Annotated in this window: 17 protein-coding genes and 1 pseudogene; 9 read left to right on the forward strand and 9 right to left on the reverse strand. The window is 67.7% G+C overall.

Features of this window, described 5'->3' with window-relative positions; all coding sequences use genetic code 11:
• Nucleotides 1-35: 35 nt before the first annotated feature.
• Nucleotides 36-1,067, reverse strand: a complete 1,032-nt coding sequence (locus QZ951_RS11780) for a hypothetical protein (protein WP_293000823.1) — start codon at nt 1,065-1,067, stop codon at nt 36-38.
• 250 nt (nt 1,068-1,317) lie between these two features.
• Here QZ951_RS11780 and QZ951_RS11785 point away from each other — a divergent pair, with 250 nt between their 5' ends.
• On the forward strand, nt 1,318-2,598 hold the full coding sequence (locus QZ951_RS11785) for a PHB depolymerase family esterase (protein ID WP_293000825.1): 1,281 nt from the start codon (nt 1,318-1,320) through the stop codon (nt 2,596-2,598).
• Between the two features lie 30 nt (nt 2,599-2,628).
• Here QZ951_RS11785 and QZ951_RS11790 read toward each other — a convergent pair whose 3' ends face one another.
• The 5 genes and pseudogenes from QZ951_RS11790 to motA all read right to left on the reverse strand — a co-directional run bounded on the left by QZ951_RS11790 (nt 2,629) and on the right by motA (nt 8,379).
• Nucleotides 2,629-4,050, reverse strand: coding sequence for a histidine-type phosphatase (locus tag QZ951_RS11790; RefSeq protein WP_293000827.1), 1,422 nt, complete (start codon nt 4,048-4,050; stop codon nt 2,629-2,631).
• 106 nt (nt 4,051-4,156) lie between these two features.
• Nucleotides 4,157-5,671: an NAD(P)/FAD-dependent oxidoreductase gene (locus tag QZ951_RS11795; RefSeq protein WP_293000829.1), complete on the reverse strand. Its 1,515-nt coding sequence runs from the start codon at nt 5,669-5,671 to the stop codon at nt 4,157-4,159.
• 255 nt (nt 5,672-5,926) lie between these two features.
• On the reverse strand, nt 5,927-6,211 hold the full coding sequence (locus tag QZ951_RS11800; protein ID WP_293000831.1) for a hypothetical protein: 285 nt from the start codon (nt 6,209-6,211) through the stop codon (nt 5,927-5,929).
• Nucleotides 6,212-6,471: 260 nt separating this feature from the next.
• Nucleotides 6,472-7,524: pseudogene (gene motB / locus QZ951_RS11805) on the reverse strand (flagellar motor protein MotB); the annotation flags it as partial.
• Nucleotides 7,525-8,379, reverse strand: a complete 855-nt coding sequence (motA, locus tag QZ951_RS11810; RefSeq protein ID WP_293000835.1) for a flagellar motor stator protein MotA — start codon at nt 8,377-8,379, stop codon at nt 7,525-7,527. It abuts the pseudogene before it with no gap.
• 323 nt (nt 8,380-8,702) lie between these two features.
• Here motA and QZ951_RS11815 point away from each other — a divergent pair, with 323 nt between their 5' ends.
• The 4 genes from QZ951_RS11815 to QZ951_RS11830 all read left to right on the forward strand — a co-directional run bounded on the left by QZ951_RS11815 (nt 8,703) and on the right by QZ951_RS11830 (nt 11,783).
• Nucleotides 8,703-9,326, forward strand: coding sequence for a flavin reductase family protein (locus tag QZ951_RS11815; protein ID WP_293000837.1), 624 nt, complete (start codon nt 8,703-8,705; stop codon nt 9,324-9,326).
• Between the two features lie 143 nt (nt 9,327-9,469).
• Entirely contained in the window at nt 9,470-10,141 is a 672-nt protein-coding gene (locus tag QZ951_RS11820) for a porin family protein (protein ID WP_293000839.1), read from the forward strand.
• Nucleotides 10,142-10,292: 151 nt separating this feature from the next.
• The gene (locus tag QZ951_RS11825) at nt 10,293-10,961 is read left to right on the forward strand and encodes a nitroreductase (RefSeq protein ID WP_293000841.1); all 669 of its coding nucleotides are present in this window, start codon (nt 10,293-10,295) and stop codon (nt 10,959-10,961) included.
• 126 nt (nt 10,962-11,087) lie between these two features.
• Nucleotides 11,088-11,783, forward strand: coding sequence for a mobilization protein (locus tag QZ951_RS11830; protein WP_293000843.1), 696 nt, complete (start codon nt 11,088-11,090; stop codon nt 11,781-11,783).
• A 76-nt stretch (nt 11,784-11,859) separates the two neighbouring features.
• On the opposite strand, the gene QZ951_RS11835 is transcribed toward QZ951_RS11830, so the two are convergent.
• Nucleotides 11,860-12,648 carry a hypothetical protein gene (locus QZ951_RS11835; protein WP_293000845.1) on the reverse strand — a complete coding sequence of 263 codons (789 nt, stop codon included), beginning with the start codon at nt 12,646-12,648 and terminating at the stop codon, nt 11,860-11,862.
• Nucleotides 12,649-12,850: 202 nt separating this feature from the next.
• Nucleotides 12,851-13,714, reverse strand: a complete 864-nt coding sequence (locus tag QZ951_RS11840) for a PA4780 family RIO1-like protein kinase (RefSeq protein WP_293000847.1) — start codon at nt 13,712-13,714, stop codon at nt 12,851-12,853.
• A 113-nt stretch (nt 13,715-13,827) separates the two neighbouring features.
• On the opposite strand from QZ951_RS11840, the gene QZ951_RS11845 reads away from it, so the two are divergent.
• The 4 genes from QZ951_RS11845 to QZ951_RS11860 all read left to right on the forward strand — a co-directional run bounded on the left by QZ951_RS11845 (nt 13,828) and on the right by QZ951_RS11860 (nt 16,616).
• Nucleotides 13,828-14,175, forward strand: a complete 348-nt coding sequence (locus tag QZ951_RS11845) for an FKBP-type peptidyl-prolyl cis-trans isomerase (RefSeq protein ID WP_293000849.1) — start codon at nt 13,828-13,830, stop codon at nt 14,173-14,175.
• 13 nt (nt 14,176-14,188) lie between these two features.
• Nucleotides 14,189-14,527, forward strand: a complete 339-nt coding sequence (locus tag QZ951_RS11850) for an alpha/beta fold hydrolase (protein ID WP_293000853.1) — start codon at nt 14,189-14,191, stop codon at nt 14,525-14,527.
• A 26-nt stretch (nt 14,528-14,553) separates the two neighbouring features.
• Nucleotides 14,554-15,192, forward strand: a complete 639-nt coding sequence (locus tag QZ951_RS11855; protein ID WP_366943887.1) for an alpha/beta hydrolase — start codon at nt 14,554-14,556, stop codon at nt 15,190-15,192.
• A 74-nt stretch (nt 15,193-15,266) separates the two neighbouring features.
• Nucleotides 15,267-16,616, forward strand: a complete 1,350-nt coding sequence (locus QZ951_RS11860; protein ID WP_293000855.1) for a DUF5666 domain-containing protein — start codon at nt 15,267-15,269, stop codon at nt 16,614-16,616.
• An 84-nt stretch (nt 16,617-16,700) separates the two neighbouring features.
• Here QZ951_RS11860 and QZ951_RS11865 read toward each other — a convergent pair whose 3' ends face one another.
• Nucleotides 16,701-17,141, reverse strand: a complete 441-nt coding sequence (locus QZ951_RS11865; protein WP_293000857.1) for a hypothetical protein — start codon at nt 17,139-17,141, stop codon at nt 16,701-16,703.
• Nucleotides 17,142-17,396: the final 255 nt, after the last annotated feature.

Below are 17,396 nucleotides of genomic sequence, written 5' to 3' on the forward strand. Positions count from 1 at the left end.
TGCGTCGCCGCCGGAATCAAGGGTCGCGGCCGCCATCAATACGGCAGCGTCGCTCTCCACGGCGGCGTCGACGGCACGATCGCGACCTGCACGCCGCGTCGGTCGTAGGCCTTCTGTCGACGCTTGAACGTGTCGCTCGACTCGTACCAAGCCTTGGCCGGCTGCGATGTCGTCTTCTGCGTTTCCAGCGCCTGCGAGACCGCCGTCCACTTGTTCACAGTGGCATCGAAATAGAGGAAGTTCAGCGAGGTCCGCACCTGCACCGCGGTGCCGGGAATGGTGCTGCCGGAGCCCGATTCCACCGCCCGATACTGCGCAAGGTCGCCGTACGACGTGCGCACGCAGGGGATCGGCGCCAGCGGCTGCACGCCGGACTTGTCGCCGACCGAGCCACTGCGCGTGCGCGTGACCGGCGCGCTCAACGCACGCAGCAGCGGCGCCCGCTTGTTGGCCGAGGCATAGCCCTCGTCGGTGTAGTCGATCCGGCCGTAGACGATGTCGTCCTTGAACGTGTCGATGCCGTGCACGGAGTCGTGATAGACGCGCAGCTTGGTCGGGTCGTTCGGGTGCTCGGTGATGACCATCGAGCAGCCGTTCATCGCGCCGGTCAGCATCAGCCGATGCGCGGGGTTGGTCTTCGGCAGGTCGACATACGGGATCCGCGCCTTGCCGGCACCCTGAATGCCCGGAAACTCGTAGCCGAGCCAGTACGCGCTCAGCGGGGCGTCGCTGCCGCGCTCGAGGCCGCCGTACTCGACCTTCGGCGCAAACTGCCCTGGCACGACGAACCGCAGATAGATCACGGTACGGCCTTCGAGCGTCACCGGTTCGAGATCGAACTGGCCATGCCCAGCCAGTTCGATGCTGCGCTTGGCCTGCCCCACCTGCTGGAAATAGGCGCTGCTTGGCCCCGGGATGACGCGGCCCAGGTTGTCGTAGGTCAGGACCTCGCCGTCGAAATCATGGCGATCCTTCTCGCCATGCACTTTCATCGACAGGTGATTGATCGCGTAGCGCTGGCAATAGGCAAACGGATCGCTCGCGAATGACTTGTTGTGACCGTGCATGCGCTCCTCCCGGCTTCTGTCACCGATGTTGGATGCAAGATTGTCACAACGAATCGGCGGCGCGCCAGCGCGCCGCGCGGGCAGCCGATGAACTGCGGGAGCGACAATCTTTCCTGCCCGATCGCTGCCGCGGGGGCCGATCGACTGGCCTTCGACCGGCATCGGCTTGCGCGGCGTCATCGACGGTTTGTCTTTTCCGGCCGGGCCGTGGCAGTGTTCCGGCCCCGTTCACAAAACCTCGACTCATTCCATGGAAGGACAACGACGCGCTGGCTGCAGCAACACACGCCACTGGCTCACCCGCGGGCTGGCCTGCAGCCTGTTCGGCGGCCTGGCTGCATGGCCGGTCGCCTCGGCGTTCGCGGCACCGGCAGGCACTGCAGCGGCCGTGGCGGAACGGCCCCGGTCCGAGCTGACCGCGGCGCGCCCGGTCGCCGCGCTGGCGCTGGCGCCACCGCTTGCCGCAGCACGTCCCGCCGCGCCGGTGACGCTGGCGCCGGGCGATTTCGGTGGCCTGCTCGGCGGGCTGGGCGGCACGCTGGGCGACATCGGCGGTGCGCTCGGCGGCACGCTCGGTGACCTCGGCGGAACGCTCGGTGAACTGGGCGGCGCACTCGGCGAACTCGGCGGCAATCTGAACGCGATCTTCAGCCAGTTCAGCGCCGGGCTGGCAACGCTGCTGGCGGAACTGAGCGGCGAGATCTCGCCGACGCCGGGCACCGAGACCTTCAGCGGCAGCATCGTCTGGGCCGGGATCAGCCGCGACTACCTCGGCATCCGGCCGGTCAACGCACCGGCCGGCGCACCCGTGCTGTTGCTGCTGCACCCGAACGGCCTGTCGCCGGGCCGCATGGCCAACCTGACGCTGGCCGGACGCCTTGCCGCCGACTACGGCGCCTGGGTCTATTTGCCGGCTTCGCGCGGCGGCGCCTGGGCGGACGATCCGGGCGCGCTGTTCGGCGCCGACGATGTCGGCTTCCTGGACGCGCTGCTGACGCGCGAAGTCAGCGCACACGCGCTCGACGCCAGCCGCATCTATGGAGCCGGCTATTCGAACGGCGGCTTCATGATCGAGCGGCTCGCGTGCGAGCGGCCTGCCCTGCTCGCCGGCATCGCGCTGGTGGCGGCAACGCTGCGGGATTCGGTCGCCAGCCGCTGCACCGGGCCCAGTCGCACGCCGACCGTGCTGTTCAACGGCACCCGCGATCCGATCGTGCCGTACAACGGCGTCCCGACCCTGGCCAGCGCCACGAACACGGCCGCATTCTGGGCCGCGCGCAACCAGTGCGTGGCGACCGAGCGCAGCATCACCAACCTGCCCGATCTCGACCGCACCGACGGCACCACCGTCAGCGTGAGCCGCTACACCCGCTGCGTCGACAGCGTGGTCGCGCAATACACGATCAACGGCGGCGGCCACACCTGGCCCGGCACGCAATACGCGAACTACACGCTGGCGCTCGGGCCGACCACCGGCGACATCGACGCCACCCTCGAGCTGTGGCAGCAGCTGCTGCCGTATTCGCGCTGAAGCGCGTCGAAGGCGTCCCGCGCGTGGCGACTACGGCGTCATCCGCGTGCCCAGCAGCGGCGCGACGTCCGGCAGGCTGCGCTCGCGGCGAAGGCTGACGGCTCGCGGTCGCGCGGCCTGCGGGCAGTCCGGCGCGAAGCCTTCGAGGAAGCGGGCGTGGACTTTCGGCAGCGGGCAGGCGCCGTCGATCTCGTCCTGCGCGCAGCCGGGAATGTGCAGCACGACCGTTGCGGGCGGATGGGCGAGATCGAGCGCGGCCTCGGTCCGCAGCTGCGTCAGCGTCTGGTAGACGACGGACGTGCGGATGTAGCGCTGCCCGTTCGGATGGCGCAGGCGTTCGAAGCGCAAGGCGACACCGGGGGCGTGGGCATCCGGCTGACCGGGCAAGGTCCAGTCGAGGCCGAGCACACCACCGAGGGTGGCGAGGTGGATGTCGCGGCCGATGATCGCGACCCATTGGTTCGCGCGCAGCGGCGTGTCGGCGGCGGCCGGCGGATTCGCCGCTTCGGCTTCGAGGATCGCAAGCACGGTCTTGGCGAGGGTCGTGCCATTGCGTGACGCGATGTAGGCCGGACGGCGCGTCAGCTTCAGGTACAGGTTGCGCGGCGCGAGCAGCGGCGCCAGCGTTTCCGGCGTCGCGGCGTCGCCCCAGGCCACATCCTTGTCGGCGAAGCCCTGCAGGTACTCGAGCAGGAAATTCTCGCCGACGGTGGTCGCGGCCTTCAGTCCGCCTTCGAGCCGCACGCCTTCCGGGCCGGTTTCGAGGCGGTTGGCGAAGCCGTCGATGCCGCACGACGACACGCCGACTTCGCAGCCGGCGTTGCTGCGCACGTCGAGAATGCCCTGCATCTTGAGCAGCGCCGGCCGGACGCTCGCGGCCGCGGCACCGAGACCGCCGCCGGCCGCGTCGAGGATCGCGGCACGGGCCTTGTCGTGGTCGATCGGGCAGGTGCCGGTCTCGACCGGCTGGAACAGCGGATCGACCCCCGGCGGCGGCGCAAAGTACGGCTTGAAGTCGCAGCCCGGCGCCAGGCCATCGAGCAGCGCCTGCCCGCTCAGCGCGATGCGCTTGGCCGAGTTGTCGGCCCAGACACCGATGCTGCCGGCCGCCGGGCAACCCTCTGCCGGCAACAGCCCGGCGGCGGCGAGGTGCTGGCGGTGGTAGCGGCCGAGCACGGTGACCAGCGCGGCACCGCGCTCGGTCAGCTCGCCCTTCGCCACCGGCCATTGCGGCCACGGCCGGCGTGACGACTGGGCCAGTTCTTCCGGGCTTTGCGTCGGTGCGCGCACGCCATGACGCATCAGCAGCACCGACTTTTCGAGTTGCAGCGTCACCGGCTTGCCGGCGCTTGGCGCAGCGGCCGCCGTGAGAACGATCAGCTGCGACAGCGCGAACATCGTCAGCGCCGTGACGAGGCGCGGTCTTGCGGTCGGAAGGTCGGGATCGATCATCGGATGGATGCCGGCCCGGCAACGAACCGGGCCGCTCGAAAGTAAGCCCGCGACGAAGGCATCGTCGCGGGCCGGATCAGCGATGGCGCGGAGTTGCCGGCACCGGTCAGGCCGCAGCGGACATCTCGCCGGCCTTCTTGCCGCGCTTGCCCTTGCTGCCGGCCTTCGGTGGCGGCAAGAACTGCAGGTACTCGTCCTCGATCGGCGCTTCGGTCAGCATCGGCTTGTCGACCTCGTAGGCGTTCAGCACGCGCCACGGCAGCTTGCGGCCCTGACGCGGCAGCGTGCTCGCCGCGCGCTGGATGTAGCCCGAGCCGAGCGAGCCGAGGATCGATTCGTCCAGCTTCTCGCCGTCCGGCGCGTGGGCGACGAAGCTGGCGCTGCCGGTCTTGTCCAGATGCTGGATCACGCGGCACAGGTAGCGCGAGGCGATGTCGGCCTTCAGCGTCCACGACGCGTTGGTGTAGCCCATGATCCAGCCGAGGTTCGGCAGGTCCTGCATCAGCGCGCCCTTGTAGGTCATCAGCTCGCCGGAGCTGCGCGCGACGCCGTCGACCGACACCGCGATGCCGCCGAACACCTGCAGGCTCAGGCCAGTCGCGGTGATGATGATGTCGGCATCCAGATGCTGACCCGACTTGAGCTGGATGCCGGTCTCGGTGAACGACGCGATGTGATCGGTGACGACCTCGGCCTGGCCCGAACGGATGGCCTTGAACAGGTCACCGTTCGGCACGGCGCACAGACGCTCGTCCCAGGGCTTGTAGCTGGGCGTGAAGTGGCGCATGTCGGCCTTGTCGCCGAGCTGGCGCTCGACATTGGCCAGCAGGAACTTGCGGACCTGGTTCGGATAGCGCTTCGCGGCCTTGTACAGCGTGCGCTGCAGGCGGATGTTGCGGGTGCGCGACAGCTTGTAGACCCAGCTTTTCGGCAGCAGGCGGTTCATCACGCCGGTCAGCTTGTCGACGGCCGGCACCGAGAACACGTAGCTCGGCGAGCGCTGCAGCATGGTCACGTGGCTCGCGGTACCGGCCATTGCCGGCACCAGGGTCACGGCCGTGGCGCCGCTGCCGATGATCACCACCTTCTTGCCGCGGTAATCGAGCTTTTCCGGCCAGAACTGCGGATGGATCTTGACGCCCTTGAAGCGCTCGGCACCCGGGAAGTCCGGCAGGTAGCCCTGGTCGTAGTTGTAGTAGCCGGTGCAGCTGACCAGCACGCGCGTCTTGAACTGCTGCTCCGTGCCGCTGGCCTCTTCGAGCGCGGTGACGGTCCACAGCGCGTCGCTGCTTGACCAGTCGGCGGCGGTGATCTTCAGGCCGTACTGGATCTTGCTGTCGACGCCGTACTCGCGCGCGGTGTCGCGCACGTAGTTGCGGATCGATTCGCCATCGGCGAGCACTTTAAGCTCGTACCATGGGCGGAATTCGTAGCCGAAGGTCAGCATGTCCGAATCCGAGCGGATGCCCGGGTAGCGGAACAGGTCCCAGGTGCCGCCGATGGCATGCCGGCGTTCCAGAATCGCGAAGCGCTTGCCGGGGCATTCACGCTGCAGGTGACAGGCCATGCCGATGCCGGACAGGCCGGCGCCAATGATCAGCACGTCGTAAGCATCATTCATTGCGCGTCCACTCCTCGGTTGGGTTGCCGAACCGGGACCGACGGCGTCTGTGCGCCATGCCCGGATCGTCACCGCGAATGATCCGGCATTGTTCGAATCAACACCAAACAGGAATATGCATTACCGACGGTGCCCGCCGGCGCGCCGGTTTCCGCGGCTTCGAGATTCGGCGCGTCCCGGCAACAGCGGCCGTGCTGTCAGGCGATCGACCTGCCGCCGGTAACGCGGCCGCAACCGGGCGACGGGCTGCGCGCTTCAGCGTGCCTCGACCACGGCCCTGCAGACCGCGATCGCCAGTGTGTGGCCGACGCAGGCGCGGCCGCTGGGGCCGACCGCAGCCCAGGTGCCATCGTTCATCCGCACCACCTTGGCGATGTAGCGGTCGATCAGGTGCAGGGTTTCATCCGGATTGCGCGTGGGGCGGTACGGTGATCGATCCTGATAGTAGATCGCCTGCCCCGATGAACTGATGCCGATCGCCGGCGAGCCGACAATGCGGGCAATCGTCTGGTCCAGCACGTCCAGTTCGTCGCCATTCATGTTGCTGCCCCACGCGTTCCGAAAGGACGGGAAATGCCGTCCGATGTGGCGGCTGGTCCCGTTCCGCCGGACAGTCCGCTCGCTTCTGTCGCTCCCGTGCACCTTGCCGCAACGACATGGTGACGGCGACGCCACGCGCCATATGTTCGCTGGCGAACATTGATCGTGTCGGAATCGGAACGGGTCGCGGCTGATCCACCCGGAGGCGTCGGCAGGCTGCGCGAGAAGGCGGCGCGCAGCCGGACTCAGTGCGCCGTGCCGGCGGGCGGCGGCGGCGCGGCGGCCGCTTCGGCCGCAGCCGGTGCTGGTGCCGGATCAGTACCATCGGCCGATGCTGCCGCGGCGTCCGGCGTGCCCGCCGCGGCACCCTCGGCAGCCTTGGCTGCAGCGAGATCGGCCGCCTTCGCGGCTTCGATGGCGGCGGCGTCGATTTCCGGATCGCCGCCGGCGTACTCCTTCACCGCTTCGCCGGTGGCGGCGGCTTCGGCTTCCCGGGTCATGACGATGATGCTGATCCGGCGGTTGATCGGCGCCTGCGGGTTCAGCTTGTCGAACAGCACCGACGACGACAGACCGACCACCACCGCGACCTTGTCGTCGCTCAGGCCACCGGCCAGAAGCGTCCGGCGCGCCGCGTTCGCGCGATCGGCCGACAGCTCCCAGTTGGTGTAGCCGTTGGTGCTGTTGTATGCGGTGAGATCGGTGTGGCCGCTGATGCTGATGCGGTTCGGCACTTCGCCGATGAACTTGGCCAGCTCGTGCAGGATGTCGGTCGTGTAGGACTTCAGGCTGGTGCTGCCGATGTCGAACATCGGGCGGTTCTGCTTGTCGACGATCTGGATGCGCAGGCCGGCCGGCGTGATGTCGAGCAGCAACTGGTCCTTGAACGGCTCCAGCGCCTGGCTTTTCTCGATGGCGGCCTGCATTTCCTTCATCAGCGATTCGAGCTTGCGATGCTCCATCGCCTTCACCGCCTGCTCGATCTCCTTCTTGGTCGGCTTGCGCACCGCGGCCTTGCCGATGTCGGTGCCGGTGCCGAGCTTGATCAGGCTGGTGCTGGCACCGCCCGGGCCGTTCATGCCCGGGCTCGGCGCCGTCGCGCGGCCATCGAGCATGCTCGGGTTGTTGAAGTATTCGGCGATGGCGCCCTTCTGCTCCTTGGTCGTGGCCGCGATCAGCCACATCAGCAGGAAGAACGCCATCATCGCGGTGGCGAAGTCGGCGAAGGCCACTTTCCAGGCGCCGCCATGATGGCCGCCGCCGACAACCTTCTTGACTCGGCGGATGACGATGCTGGGCGCGGCCTCGGCCATTTACTTCGCGCCTCGGCAGTGGGCTTCGAACTCGGCGAACGTCGGCCGCACGTTGTGCGACAGGATCTTGCGCGCGAACTCCACCGCGATGTTCGGGTTGTAGCCCTGCAGGTTCGACACCAGCGCGGCCTTCACGCACTCGTATGCCTTGGCGTCTTCCTTGGCCCGGCCTTCCATCGCCGCCGCCAGCGGGCCGACGAAGCCGTACGCCAGCAGGATGCCGAGGAAGGTGCCGACCAGGGCCGCCGCCACGTGACCGCCGACCACCGAGATGTCGCCGCCGATCGACCCCATCGTCGTCACGATGCCGAGCACTGCGGCGACGATGCCGAAGCCCGGCAGCGAATCGGACACCTTGCTCAGCGCATGGGCCGGCGCTTCCGCCTCGTGATGATGGGTTTCCAGTTCGGCTTCGAGCAGCGGCTCCAGTTCGTGCGGGCTCATGTTGCCGGACACGATCATGCGCAGACAGTCGGTGATGAACTCGAGCAGGTGATGATCCTTGACGATCTTCGGATACTTCGAGAACAGCGTGCTCTTGTCCGGTTCCTCGACATGCGATTCGAGCGACATCAGGCCGTTCTTGCGCGCCGAACTCAGGATTTCGTACATCAGCGACAGGATGTCCAGATAGTCCTTCTTCTTGTACTGCGGCCCCTTCAGCACACCGAAGATGCCGGAGCCCACTTCCTTGACCACCTTCATCGAATTGGAGATCAGGAAGCCGCCGAGGGCGGCGCCGCCGATGATCACCAGCTCGAACGGCTGCCACAGGGCGCCGACCTGCCCGTGAGACGCGACAAACCCGCCCAGCACGCTGACGACGACAACGATGGAGCCAACGATCACCAGCATGGACGGTCCCCGGGGGCAAGGAATGAAGATGTTTGTTCGAACGGCTATCGGCGCACGGCCGCCCGCCTTGAGCGGATTGCCGCAGGAGTCGGCCAGCGGCAGCTTCCGCGGCGCCGGCGGTCGGTCGGCCGCACACCGACGCCCGACCGGCTGCGGCGCGTCGCGAATCCGACGATCAACCGGCACCTCAGCCGGTCCCTTACAAGCCGCGGGCCACGATGGCCGCCATGGCAGCGCGTGTCGTATCGGCGGAAACTTGACGGCACCGACGCCCGCGCCGGCATCACCGCTCAGCCGCCCCTCAACCCTGAATCCCTTGCGCCATGACCGACCGCTTCCACCGCTACGAGCCGCGCCATGGCCACGGCCTGCCGCACGATCCGTTCAACGCCATCGTCGGCCCGCGGCCGATCGGCTGGATCTTGACACGGAGCGCCAGCGGCGCGCTGAACCTGGCGCCGTACAGCTTCTTCAACGCCTTCAACTACACGCCGCCGATCATCGGGTTCTCCAGCATCGGCTGGAAAGACACCGTGCGGAACATCGCCGAAACCCGCGAATTCGCGTGGAATCTCGTGACCCGGCCGCTGGCCGAGGCGATGAACGCGAGCTGCGCCTCGGTGCCGCCGGACGTCGACGAATTCGTGCTCGCCGGCCTGACACCCGCCGCCTCCTCGGTCATCGCCGCGCCGCGCGTCGACGAGAGCCCGGTGTCGTTCGAATGCCGCCTGAGTCAGCTGATCCAGTTGCAGGGCGCCGAGGGCGCGCCGGTCGACAGCTGGCTGGTGCTCGGCGAAGTGGTGGCCGTGCACATCGACCGGCAACTGCTGGTCGATGGCATCTACGACACCGCCGGCGCACAGCCGGTGCTGCGCGCCGGTGGCCCGGCCGACTACTACGAAATCGCCGCCGCGCAGCGCTTCCGGATGTTCCGGCCGCGGGTCTGACCCGACAGCGCCACCGGGTACGTCTCGGGCAAGCGCGGCTGCCGGCGGAAGCGATGAAAAATGTCGTCGAAAGATGAATTTTCGGTCATTTCATTCATAATTGGTGGCCCACATTGGGTTTCGACCAGATTCCGCCGATAAAAATGAAGAAAAGACTGCTGACGCTCGCTGCGCTCGCCGCCATCACCACCAGTTTCAGCGCTGCCGCCGCTGGAACCGCAGAATCCCGTCTCGATGTCTACGGCTTCGTCGGCGCCGCCAATCTCAAGATTTCGAACGACACCGATTCGTTCAAGGCCGACGGTGTCGATCTCGGCGCCCGCGCCGTGTTCAATGTCACCCCGAACCTCTTCCTGCTCGGCGAATACACCTATGCCGATACCGATGGCGACGCCTTCGGCACCACGGTCAAGATCAAGGTCGACGAAGCCCGCGGCGGCGCCGGCTTCCGCTTCGAAGTCGCGCCGGGCCTGAAGCTCGGCGTGTTCGGTCAGTACGTCTACCAGCAGACCTCGTTCGGCGCCGATGGCTTTTCGATCTCGGCCGACTACAACGGCTACAACGTCGGCGGCCTTGCGCAGTACGACATCATCCCAGGGCTGCAGGGCTTCGGCCGCGTGGGCTATCTGACGATCGAGGACGACGGCACCGACGGCTCCAAGCTCGACGGCCTCGACCTGAACGCGGGCCTCTCGTATCGGTTCACCCCGAACCTCGGCATCTACATCGAATACCGCTACAGCGGCCTGTCGACGTCCGACAATACCGACTTCGACTACAACTCGTTCCGCGGCGGCGTGAAGCTGTCGTTCTGACCGGCCGGCGGTTCCACGACCGCAGCGGATCCAGCCCGCTCCGGAATCCCGGGGCGGGCCTTTCGATGGCGGCCTGCGCCATGCTTGCCGCCGGTGCGTGCCCGCCTTTACCTTCATCGTCGCCCGCCCGACAGACTTCACATCCATCGCCATGACCGTCACCGAAGCCCTCAAGGCCCGCATCTCGACCCGCGCCTTCCTGCCGACACCGCTGAGCGAAGCCACGGTGCGGGAGATTCTCGATGCGGCGCGCTGGTCGCCGTCGGGCGGCAACATGCAGCCGTGGCAGGTCATTGCCGTATCCGGCGCGGCGCAGGAAGCGGTGATGGCGCTGGCACGGAACTACCCGGGGATGTTTCCGGCGGAGGAAGGCGCCTATCCGGTCTACCCGGCGAACCTGTGGGACCCGTACCGCAGCCGGCGCTTTCAGGTGGGCGAGGACATGTACGCCTTGATGGGCATCGGCCGCGACAACAAGCCGGCGCGCCTGAAGCACGTGGCGCGCAACTTCGAGTTCTTCGGCGCACCGGTGGGCCTGTTCTTCGTCATCGACAGCCGGCTCGGCCACGGGCAGTGGGCGCATCTCGGCATGTTCATGCAGTCGGTGGCGCTGGCGGCGACCGAACGCGGCATCGCCTCGTGCTTTCAGGAACTGTGGGGCACCCTCAGGACGACGCTGAAGGCGCACTTCCAGCTGGCCGAGCACGAGATTCTGTACTGCGGCATGGCGCTGGGCCATGCCGATCCTGCTGCGCCGGTCAACGGTCTGCGCTCGGCCCGGGCACCGGTAGACGAGTTCGCGCGCTTCCACTTCGACTGAGCCCGCCGGGGCCGGGCGCGCGCGCCGTGCGCTATCGCCCGGCACGCGCAGTGCGTATCGTTCGCGGCCCCTGACCGACTGCCCCGCACCCTGCCCTGCACGACGTCCCCTACCGGAGCATCACGCATGGCAACGATTCATCTCATCGGCGGCGAGAAAGGCGGCGTCGGCAAGTCGCTGGTCGCGCGCGTCGTCGCGCAGTACCTGATCGATCATCAGCTGCCGTTCCTCGGCTTCGATTCCGACCGCTCGCACGGCGCGCTGCTGCGCTTCTATGCCGACTTCGCGTCGCCGGTCGTGATCGACCAGTTCGAAAGCCTCGATGCCATCGTCGAAGCCGCGGCCGAGCAGCCGGAGCGCCGCATCCTGGTCGATCTCGCAGCCCAGACCCATCAGCCGCTGGTGCGCTGGATCGAGGAATCCGGCGTGCTGGAACTGGCGCGCGAAGTCGGCATCCGCATCCGCTACTGGCACGTGATGGATGCCGGCAAGGATTCGGTCGACCTGCTGAAGAAGCTCTATGACCGCTTCGACGATCAGCTGGACGTCGTGCTGGTGCTGAACGAGCTGCGCGGCGACGATTTCGGCATCTTCGAGGCGTCTGGCGAGAAGGCCCGCGCCGTCGCCATCGGCTCGCGCATCATCCATTTCCCGAAGCTGCACGAAGCCGCGATGACGCGCATCGACGCGCGCAGCACCAGCTTCTGGGCCGCCGCCAACAGCGGCGACAAGGAACTGACCGGCTTGGGGCTGCTCGAGCGCAGCCGCGTCAAGGTCTGGCTGGCCAAGGCCTATCAGGCGCTGGACGCGGTCGGCGTCTGACCCTCCGGTCGCCCGATCGATGCCGACAAAAAAGCCCGGTGATCAGACCGGGCCCGTGAACCACCGGCGCTGACGCTCAGCCGCCGACGAAGCGGCCGTCGATGCAGAAGTCGTGAATGCGGACGGCGTTGATCACATTCGCCGTCAGCACGCCCGGCACCACCGACAGCGTGGCGCTGTTGAACGGCCGGGTCGTGCGCACGCCGATGAAGGCCGACGACGGGCCCACGCCGACACCGAGCAGGCCGAGGCCGGTCTGGTTCAGCGTCTGCGTCTCCTGCAGCACGTTTTCCAGATAGGTGCTGACGGTGATGCGGTTGAACACCGACAGGTTGACGAGGGTGCTCGGGAAGCTGACCGCGAACACCGCGTACTTGCCCGGCTGCATGGTCGAGCGCGTCGGCAGCACGACGGTGGTGTCGACCGAGGTGATGACCGGGCCGAGCAGGCCGGCGGTCAGCGTGACGCCGGCAAAGTTGTCGAGGTTGCCGTCGACCGCGAACGGCGGGTTGCTGACGCTGTTGACCAGGCTCGTCACTACGCCAAGGCCGAGCGAGTTCAGCAGATCGGTCAGCAGGCCGCCGACGAGGCCGTTGGTGCCGACGACGACGGTCGGCGCGTCGCCGCTCGCGCTCTGGCTGCAGATGAAGTTGCCGGGCACGGTCTGCGTGCCTTCGACGATGCGGGTCTGCACGGTGCCGTCATTGATCAGGCCGGCGGTGCTGTCGGCGGCACCCCCGGAGACTGCGCCGACGCTGTCGCAGCCGGCGAGGATGGTCAGGCCCCCGATGGCCGCCGCCGACAGCGCGCGTCGCCAGCGGCCGGCCGATGTCGGAGCGGCGATGAGATGACTTGGATTGGACATGTGGCGTTCCCCCGTTGCGGATGATCGAAAGGTATGGAGCGGTGGGTGCCAGTCGTGCGGGCCTCGTGGCCCCGATCGCTGGCAAGGACGGCGCGCACGATAGTCGAAGCGTCCGGCCAAGAAAATCTGACCGACGCGTCATTTGTTAATGAATACAAATGTTTACAGATTGCCGAATGATGGCCGCGCGGCGCGCGGCGGATCAGTCGGCGTCAGCCTCGGCCTGTTCGCGACCGCGCTGCCGGGCTTCGGCCTCGAAGCGCGCTTCCTCGATCTGCGCCAGCACCTCGTCGACATCCACCGCGCTGTCGTCGAACACGTGCTCGCCGGTCAGCACGCTGTCCGGACGCAGTTCGGTGCTCTGGTACAGCTTCCAGATCTCGTGCGCGTAGAACGTGTTGCGCAGTTCCGGCGCCTGCCGTGCGCAGTAGGCGGTGATGTTCTCGACATCGCGCGCCAGCATGCGGAAGGCGTTGTTGTTGCCGGAGGCATCGACCGCCTGCGGCAGATCGATGATCACCGGGCCATCCGGCCCGAGCAGCACGTTGAACTCCGACAGATCGCCGTGGATCAGGCCGGCGCACAGCATCCGCACGATCTGGTTCATCAGGAACGCGTGCCAGGCGCGCGCTTCGTCGGCAGTCGGCGTGACATCGTTCAGGCGCATGGCGGGGCCGCCATCGGCGTCGCGCACCAGTTCCATCACCAGCACGCCATCGAAGTAGCCGTGCGGCTTCGGCACGCGCACGCCGGCCGCTTCGAGCCGGTACAGCGCGTCGACCTCGGCGTTCTTCCACGCCTCTTCCTGCTGCTTGCGGCCGTGCTTCGAGCGCTTGCCCATCGCCCGCTGGTCGCGGCTGCCGCGCGCGCGTCGGCCTTCCTGATACTCGGCCAGCTTGTGGAAGCCGCGCTTCTCGGCTTCCTTGTAGACCTTGGCGCAGCGGATCACGCCGCCGCCGCAGTCGACGACATAGACGGACGCTTCCTTGCCGCTCTTCAGCGGGCGGATCACCGATTCGATGATGCCGTCTTCGATCAGCGGTTCGAGACCGCGCGGAATTTTCATTCGGCATTGTGAACGATCGGGGCGCGACTTCCTTCGACCGGGACCGCGGCAAGGCTGCGCAGGCCTGACGGCAGCGTTATCCTCGCGGGCTCACCCGCTCAAGGATCCGCCCGATGATCACCACCTCTTCCGGCCTGCAGTACGACGACGTCACCCTCGGCGACGGCGCCGAAGCCAAGGCCGGCCAGCATGTCAGCGTGCACTACACCGGCTGGCTGTATCGCGATGGCGTCGCCGGCACGAAGTTCGATTCGAGCAAGGACCGCGGCCGTCCGTTCTCGTTTCCGCTCGGGGGCGGTCGCGTGATCAAGGGCTGGGACGAAGGCGTGCAGGGCATGAAGGTCGGCGGCGTGCGCCGGCTGGTGATTCCCTCGAACCTCGGTTACGGCGCGCAGGGCGCGGGCGGCGTGATTCCGCCGAACGCGACCTTGCTGTTCGAAGTGGAACTGCTCGGCGTCTGAGCCCGATCGCGCGATGAGGATCGCGGCCGGCCTACTGCTGGCGCTCGCGGTGCTGGCGTACGCGCTGTGGACGCCGGACCGCGACCGCGCATCGCTCGAAGCGAAGTACCTGCGCGCCCCGAGCGACCTGCGGCAGGTCGACGGCGTGACGCTGCATGTCCGCGACGACGGCCCGCGTGCGGCCCCGGCGCTGCTGCTGATTCACGGCTTCGGCAGCAGCCTGCACACCTGGGAAACCTGGGCCGGACAGCTCGTCGCCAGCCACCGCGTGATCCGCTTCGATCTGCCGGGCAATGGTCTGAGTTCGCCCGACCCGAGCGGCGACTACTCCCTTCGCGCACGATCGCGCTGATCATCGCGCTGCTCGATCAGCTGGGCGTGACCAAGACCGCCGTGCTCGGCAATTCGATCGGCGGCCGCATCGCCTGGCGCTTCGCCGCCGCGCATCCGGAGCGGCTGAGCAAGCTGATCCTGGTCTCGCCGGATGGCTTCGCCAGCCCCGGCTTCGAATACGGCAAGGCGCCGGACGTGCCGCTGATGGTCGAAGCGATGCGCTGGACGCTGCCGAAATGGCTGCTGAAGCCGAGCCTGGCACCGGCCTATGTCGACCAGAGCGTGATGACCGACGCGCTGACCACGCGCTATCACGAGCTGATGCTGGGCCCCGGCGCGCGCGGCGCGATGATCGCGCGCATGGCGCAGACGGTGCTGGTCGACCCGCGGCCGCTGCTGCGCTCGATCACGGCACCGACGCTGCTGCTGTGGGGCGAGCAGGACCAGCTGATCCCGTTCGCGAACTCGGCCGACTACCTCGCGGCACTGCCGAACGCGCGGCTGGTGCCGTTGCCGCGCATCGGTCATCTGCCGCAGGAAGAGGCGCCGCTGCGCACGCTGCAGCCGCTGGCGAGCTTTCTCGCCGAAAGCGTGCCGCCGGACAGCGGTGTCGAGCTGGTGTCTGCGACCGATACCGCGGCCGCGGGTCGCGGCGAAAAACAATCGCTCGAAGGGGCGGAATAAAGCCGGACTGGAATCGTTTTCAGTGGACAGGGCGCCGTTCTGGCGCGTTCCGCCACCACTGACGAGTGATCTTCATGAAAGCCTCACCCTCCTGGGCACCGTTGTTCCTGACCGCCGCGAGCCTGCTCGCCGCTCCCGCCGCATCGGCCGGCAATACCGATCTGTACTACCCGCCCGCTGCGGTCTCCGGCGGCCATGACTTCAACCATGCGCCGGTCGGCCAGTCGTTCACGGCGCAGGCCGCCAGCGTCAAGGCCGGCCTGTATCTGGCCGATCAGACCTCGTTCAACGGCAGCGCCGGCTATCCGTACTCGGTGGCGCCGAGCCTTCGCGCCAACGTCAAGCTGATCAACGGCGAAGGCACCACCGGCACCGTGCTCGACAGCCGCGATGTCACGCTGACCGCGCCGTTCAACGGCTTCGTGTATGTCGACTACCGCGCCGCCGGCGTCACGCTGAACGTCGGGAGCCTGTACACCCTGCTGGTCACCGACATCTCGAACGTCGCCTACCCGAGCGGCGTCACCGGCTGGCTGGTGCCATCGGTCACCGGCCCGTCCGACGGAACGCCGCTGCCCCCGGGCGCCTACACCGGCGGCCACCCGATCCTGCAGAACCAGCTGGTGGTCAACGAGGGCGGCATCGGCGACAACGCCTTCGCCGTCATCGACCTGAACGGCGCCGGCGGCGGCACGCCGCCACCGACCGCGCCGGGCTGCGCGGCCACCAATGTCGCGATCAGCGCCGTGGCCGCGAGCCACCTCGATGTCGCCACCGCCGGCGGCAGCATCAGCCGCGTGTTCTACGCGCCGGCCTCGTCGACCAAGTTCGAAGGGGGTGCCACCGGGTTCAGCGTCGGCGCCCGCGTCACCTACGTCGGCACGCTCGACCTCGGTGGCTGCCGCGCCAGCAGCATGACCGTGATGCCGGCACCGACGCCGGTCACCATCGGCGGCGCGCTGCCCTACGGCCAGGTCGGCAGCCCGTATGCCGCGACGCTATCCGCCAGCGGCGGCACTGCGCCCTACGTCTGGACGGCTTCCGGCATCCCGGCCGGGCTGAGCTTCGCCAACGGCAGCCTCAGCGGCACGCCGACGATCGCCGGCACCACCACGCTGACCGTCGACCTGTCCGACGCCGCAGGCCGCAGCACCCGCTCGACCTACTTGGTGACGATCAACGCAGCCCCGGCCGATCCCTGCAGCAAGCCATCGGGCACCAGGCTGCAGACCGGCAGCGGGCGGATCACCGCAGTCACCGGCAGCACCGTCCGTGTCGGCCTGCAGACGATCACCGTCAGCGGCTGCACCACCGTGCGCTACCGGAACAAGGACACCGCGCTGAAGGTCGGCCAGACTGTCGACTGGAGCGGCTGGACCGTGTCCGGCACGCTGATCGCGAAGGATATCAACGTCTTGCGTTGATTCGAGCAACAGCGGCGCAACGCCGCCTGCAGCACCCGAAACCCGCCGCTGATCCGGCGGGTTTCGGGCTTGCGCGCGACGCGGCTAGCAGAACTGGTAGCCGAACCCGTTGTAGAAACAGGTGATCGGCACGAGGTAACCGATGTCGAGCGTCGAGACAGCGCCCGTCGACAGGTTCGTCACGGTGACGTACGCCGTGCCTTCGACATCACGGCTGCGGGCCGTGGTCGTGAACGAACAGCTGGCCGACGTCGAGGTGCAATTGTTGGCCTCGGGAATGCTCCACACATAGGACTGGTTGGCGCTGCCGCCGGTGACCTTGAACACCACGGTGTAGCGAGACGCCGCATACGGTGCCGAGCAGTACGACGACGAAAAGCTGTTCTGCGCACCGGCTGGCGTGGCCGAGCAGCTCAGGCTCAGCGGCGGTGCGGACTGGGCGAGCAGCACGCCATCGCCCGGCTTGAACGCCGAGGCCTCGTTGCCAGCAACCGCCGCGAATGAAACCACTGCCAAACCTGCCATCAACAAGCTCGAACCCTGCTTCATGCCGAATCTCCCTGTCAGTTCGCTGGATGCGCCACAAAAAAGTGAATTACGACCACTTGATTTGTTCTACGCATCAAAATCTGACACGACAACGGACACTGATTACGGTCAACAGAGCGCCTGAATGATGCGGACCGATCGACCGGTCCGGGTCGTCATCGCGCATCGGCCCGAAGCCCAGCGCCGGCGCGATGACTTCCAGCAGGCTTGCCGCGGAAGTTCTCGCCCACG

Source organism: Nevskia sp., from assembly GCF_021732705.1.
Lineage (GTDB): Bacteria > Pseudomonadota > Gammaproteobacteria > Nevskiales > Nevskiaceae > Nevskia.

Coding starts and splice junctions, on each gene's coding strand:
- QZ951_RS11840 (WP_293000847.1), bottom strand. CDS start 13,714: ATGAAAATTCCGCGCGGTCTCGAACCGCTGATCGAAGACGGCATCATC.
- QZ951_RS11825 (WP_293000841.1), top strand. CDS start 10,293: ATGACCGTCACCGAAGCCCTCAAGGCCCGCATCTCGACCCGCGCCTTC.
- QZ951_RS11850 (WP_293000853.1), top strand. CDS start 14,189: ATGAGGATCGCGGCCGGCCTACTGCTGGCGCTCGCGGTGCTGGCGTAC.
- QZ951_RS11830 (WP_293000843.1), top strand. CDS start 11,088: ATGGCAACGATTCATCTCATCGGCGGCGAGAAAGGCGGCGTCGGCAAG.
- QZ951_RS11790 (WP_293000827.1), bottom strand. CDS start 4,050: ATGATCGATCCCGACCTTCCGACCGCAAGACCGCGCCTCGTCACGGCG.
- QZ951_RS11780 (WP_293000823.1), bottom strand. CDS start 1,067: ATGCACGGTCACAACAAGTCATTCGCGAGCGATCCGTTTGCCTATTGC.
- QZ951_RS11785 (WP_293000825.1), top strand. CDS start 1,318: ATGGAAGGACAACGACGCGCTGGCTGCAGCAACACACGCCACTGGCTC.
- QZ951_RS11795 (WP_293000829.1), bottom strand. CDS start 5,671: ATGAATGATGCTTACGACGTGCTGATCATTGGCGCCGGCCTGTCCGGC.
- QZ951_RS11860 (WP_293000855.1), top strand. CDS start 15,267: ATGAAAGCCTCACCCTCCTGGGCACCGTTGTTCCTGACCGCCGCGAGC.
- QZ951_RS11815 (WP_293000837.1), top strand. CDS start 8,703: ATGACCGACCGCTTCCACCGCTACGAGCCGCGCCATGGCCACGGCCTG.
- QZ951_RS11835 (WP_293000845.1), bottom strand. CDS start 12,648: ATGTCCAATCCAAGTCATCTCATCGCCGCTCCGACATCGGCCGGCCGC.
- QZ951_RS11820 (WP_293000839.1), top strand. CDS start 9,470: ATGAAGAAAAGACTGCTGACGCTCGCTGCGCTCGCCGCCATCACCACC.
- QZ951_RS11800 (WP_293000831.1), bottom strand. CDS start 6,211: ATGAATGGCGACGAACTGGACGTGCTGGACCAGACGATTGCCCGCATT.
- motA (WP_293000835.1), bottom strand. CDS start 8,379: ATGCTGGTGATCGTTGGCTCCATCGTTGTCGTCGTCAGCGTGCTGGGC.
- QZ951_RS11865 (WP_293000857.1), bottom strand. CDS start 17,141: ATGGCAGGTTTGGCAGTGGTTTCATTCGCGGCGGTTGCTGGCAACGAG.
- QZ951_RS11845 (WP_293000849.1), top strand. CDS start 13,828: ATGATCACCACCTCTTCCGGCCTGCAGTACGACGACGTCACCCTCGGC.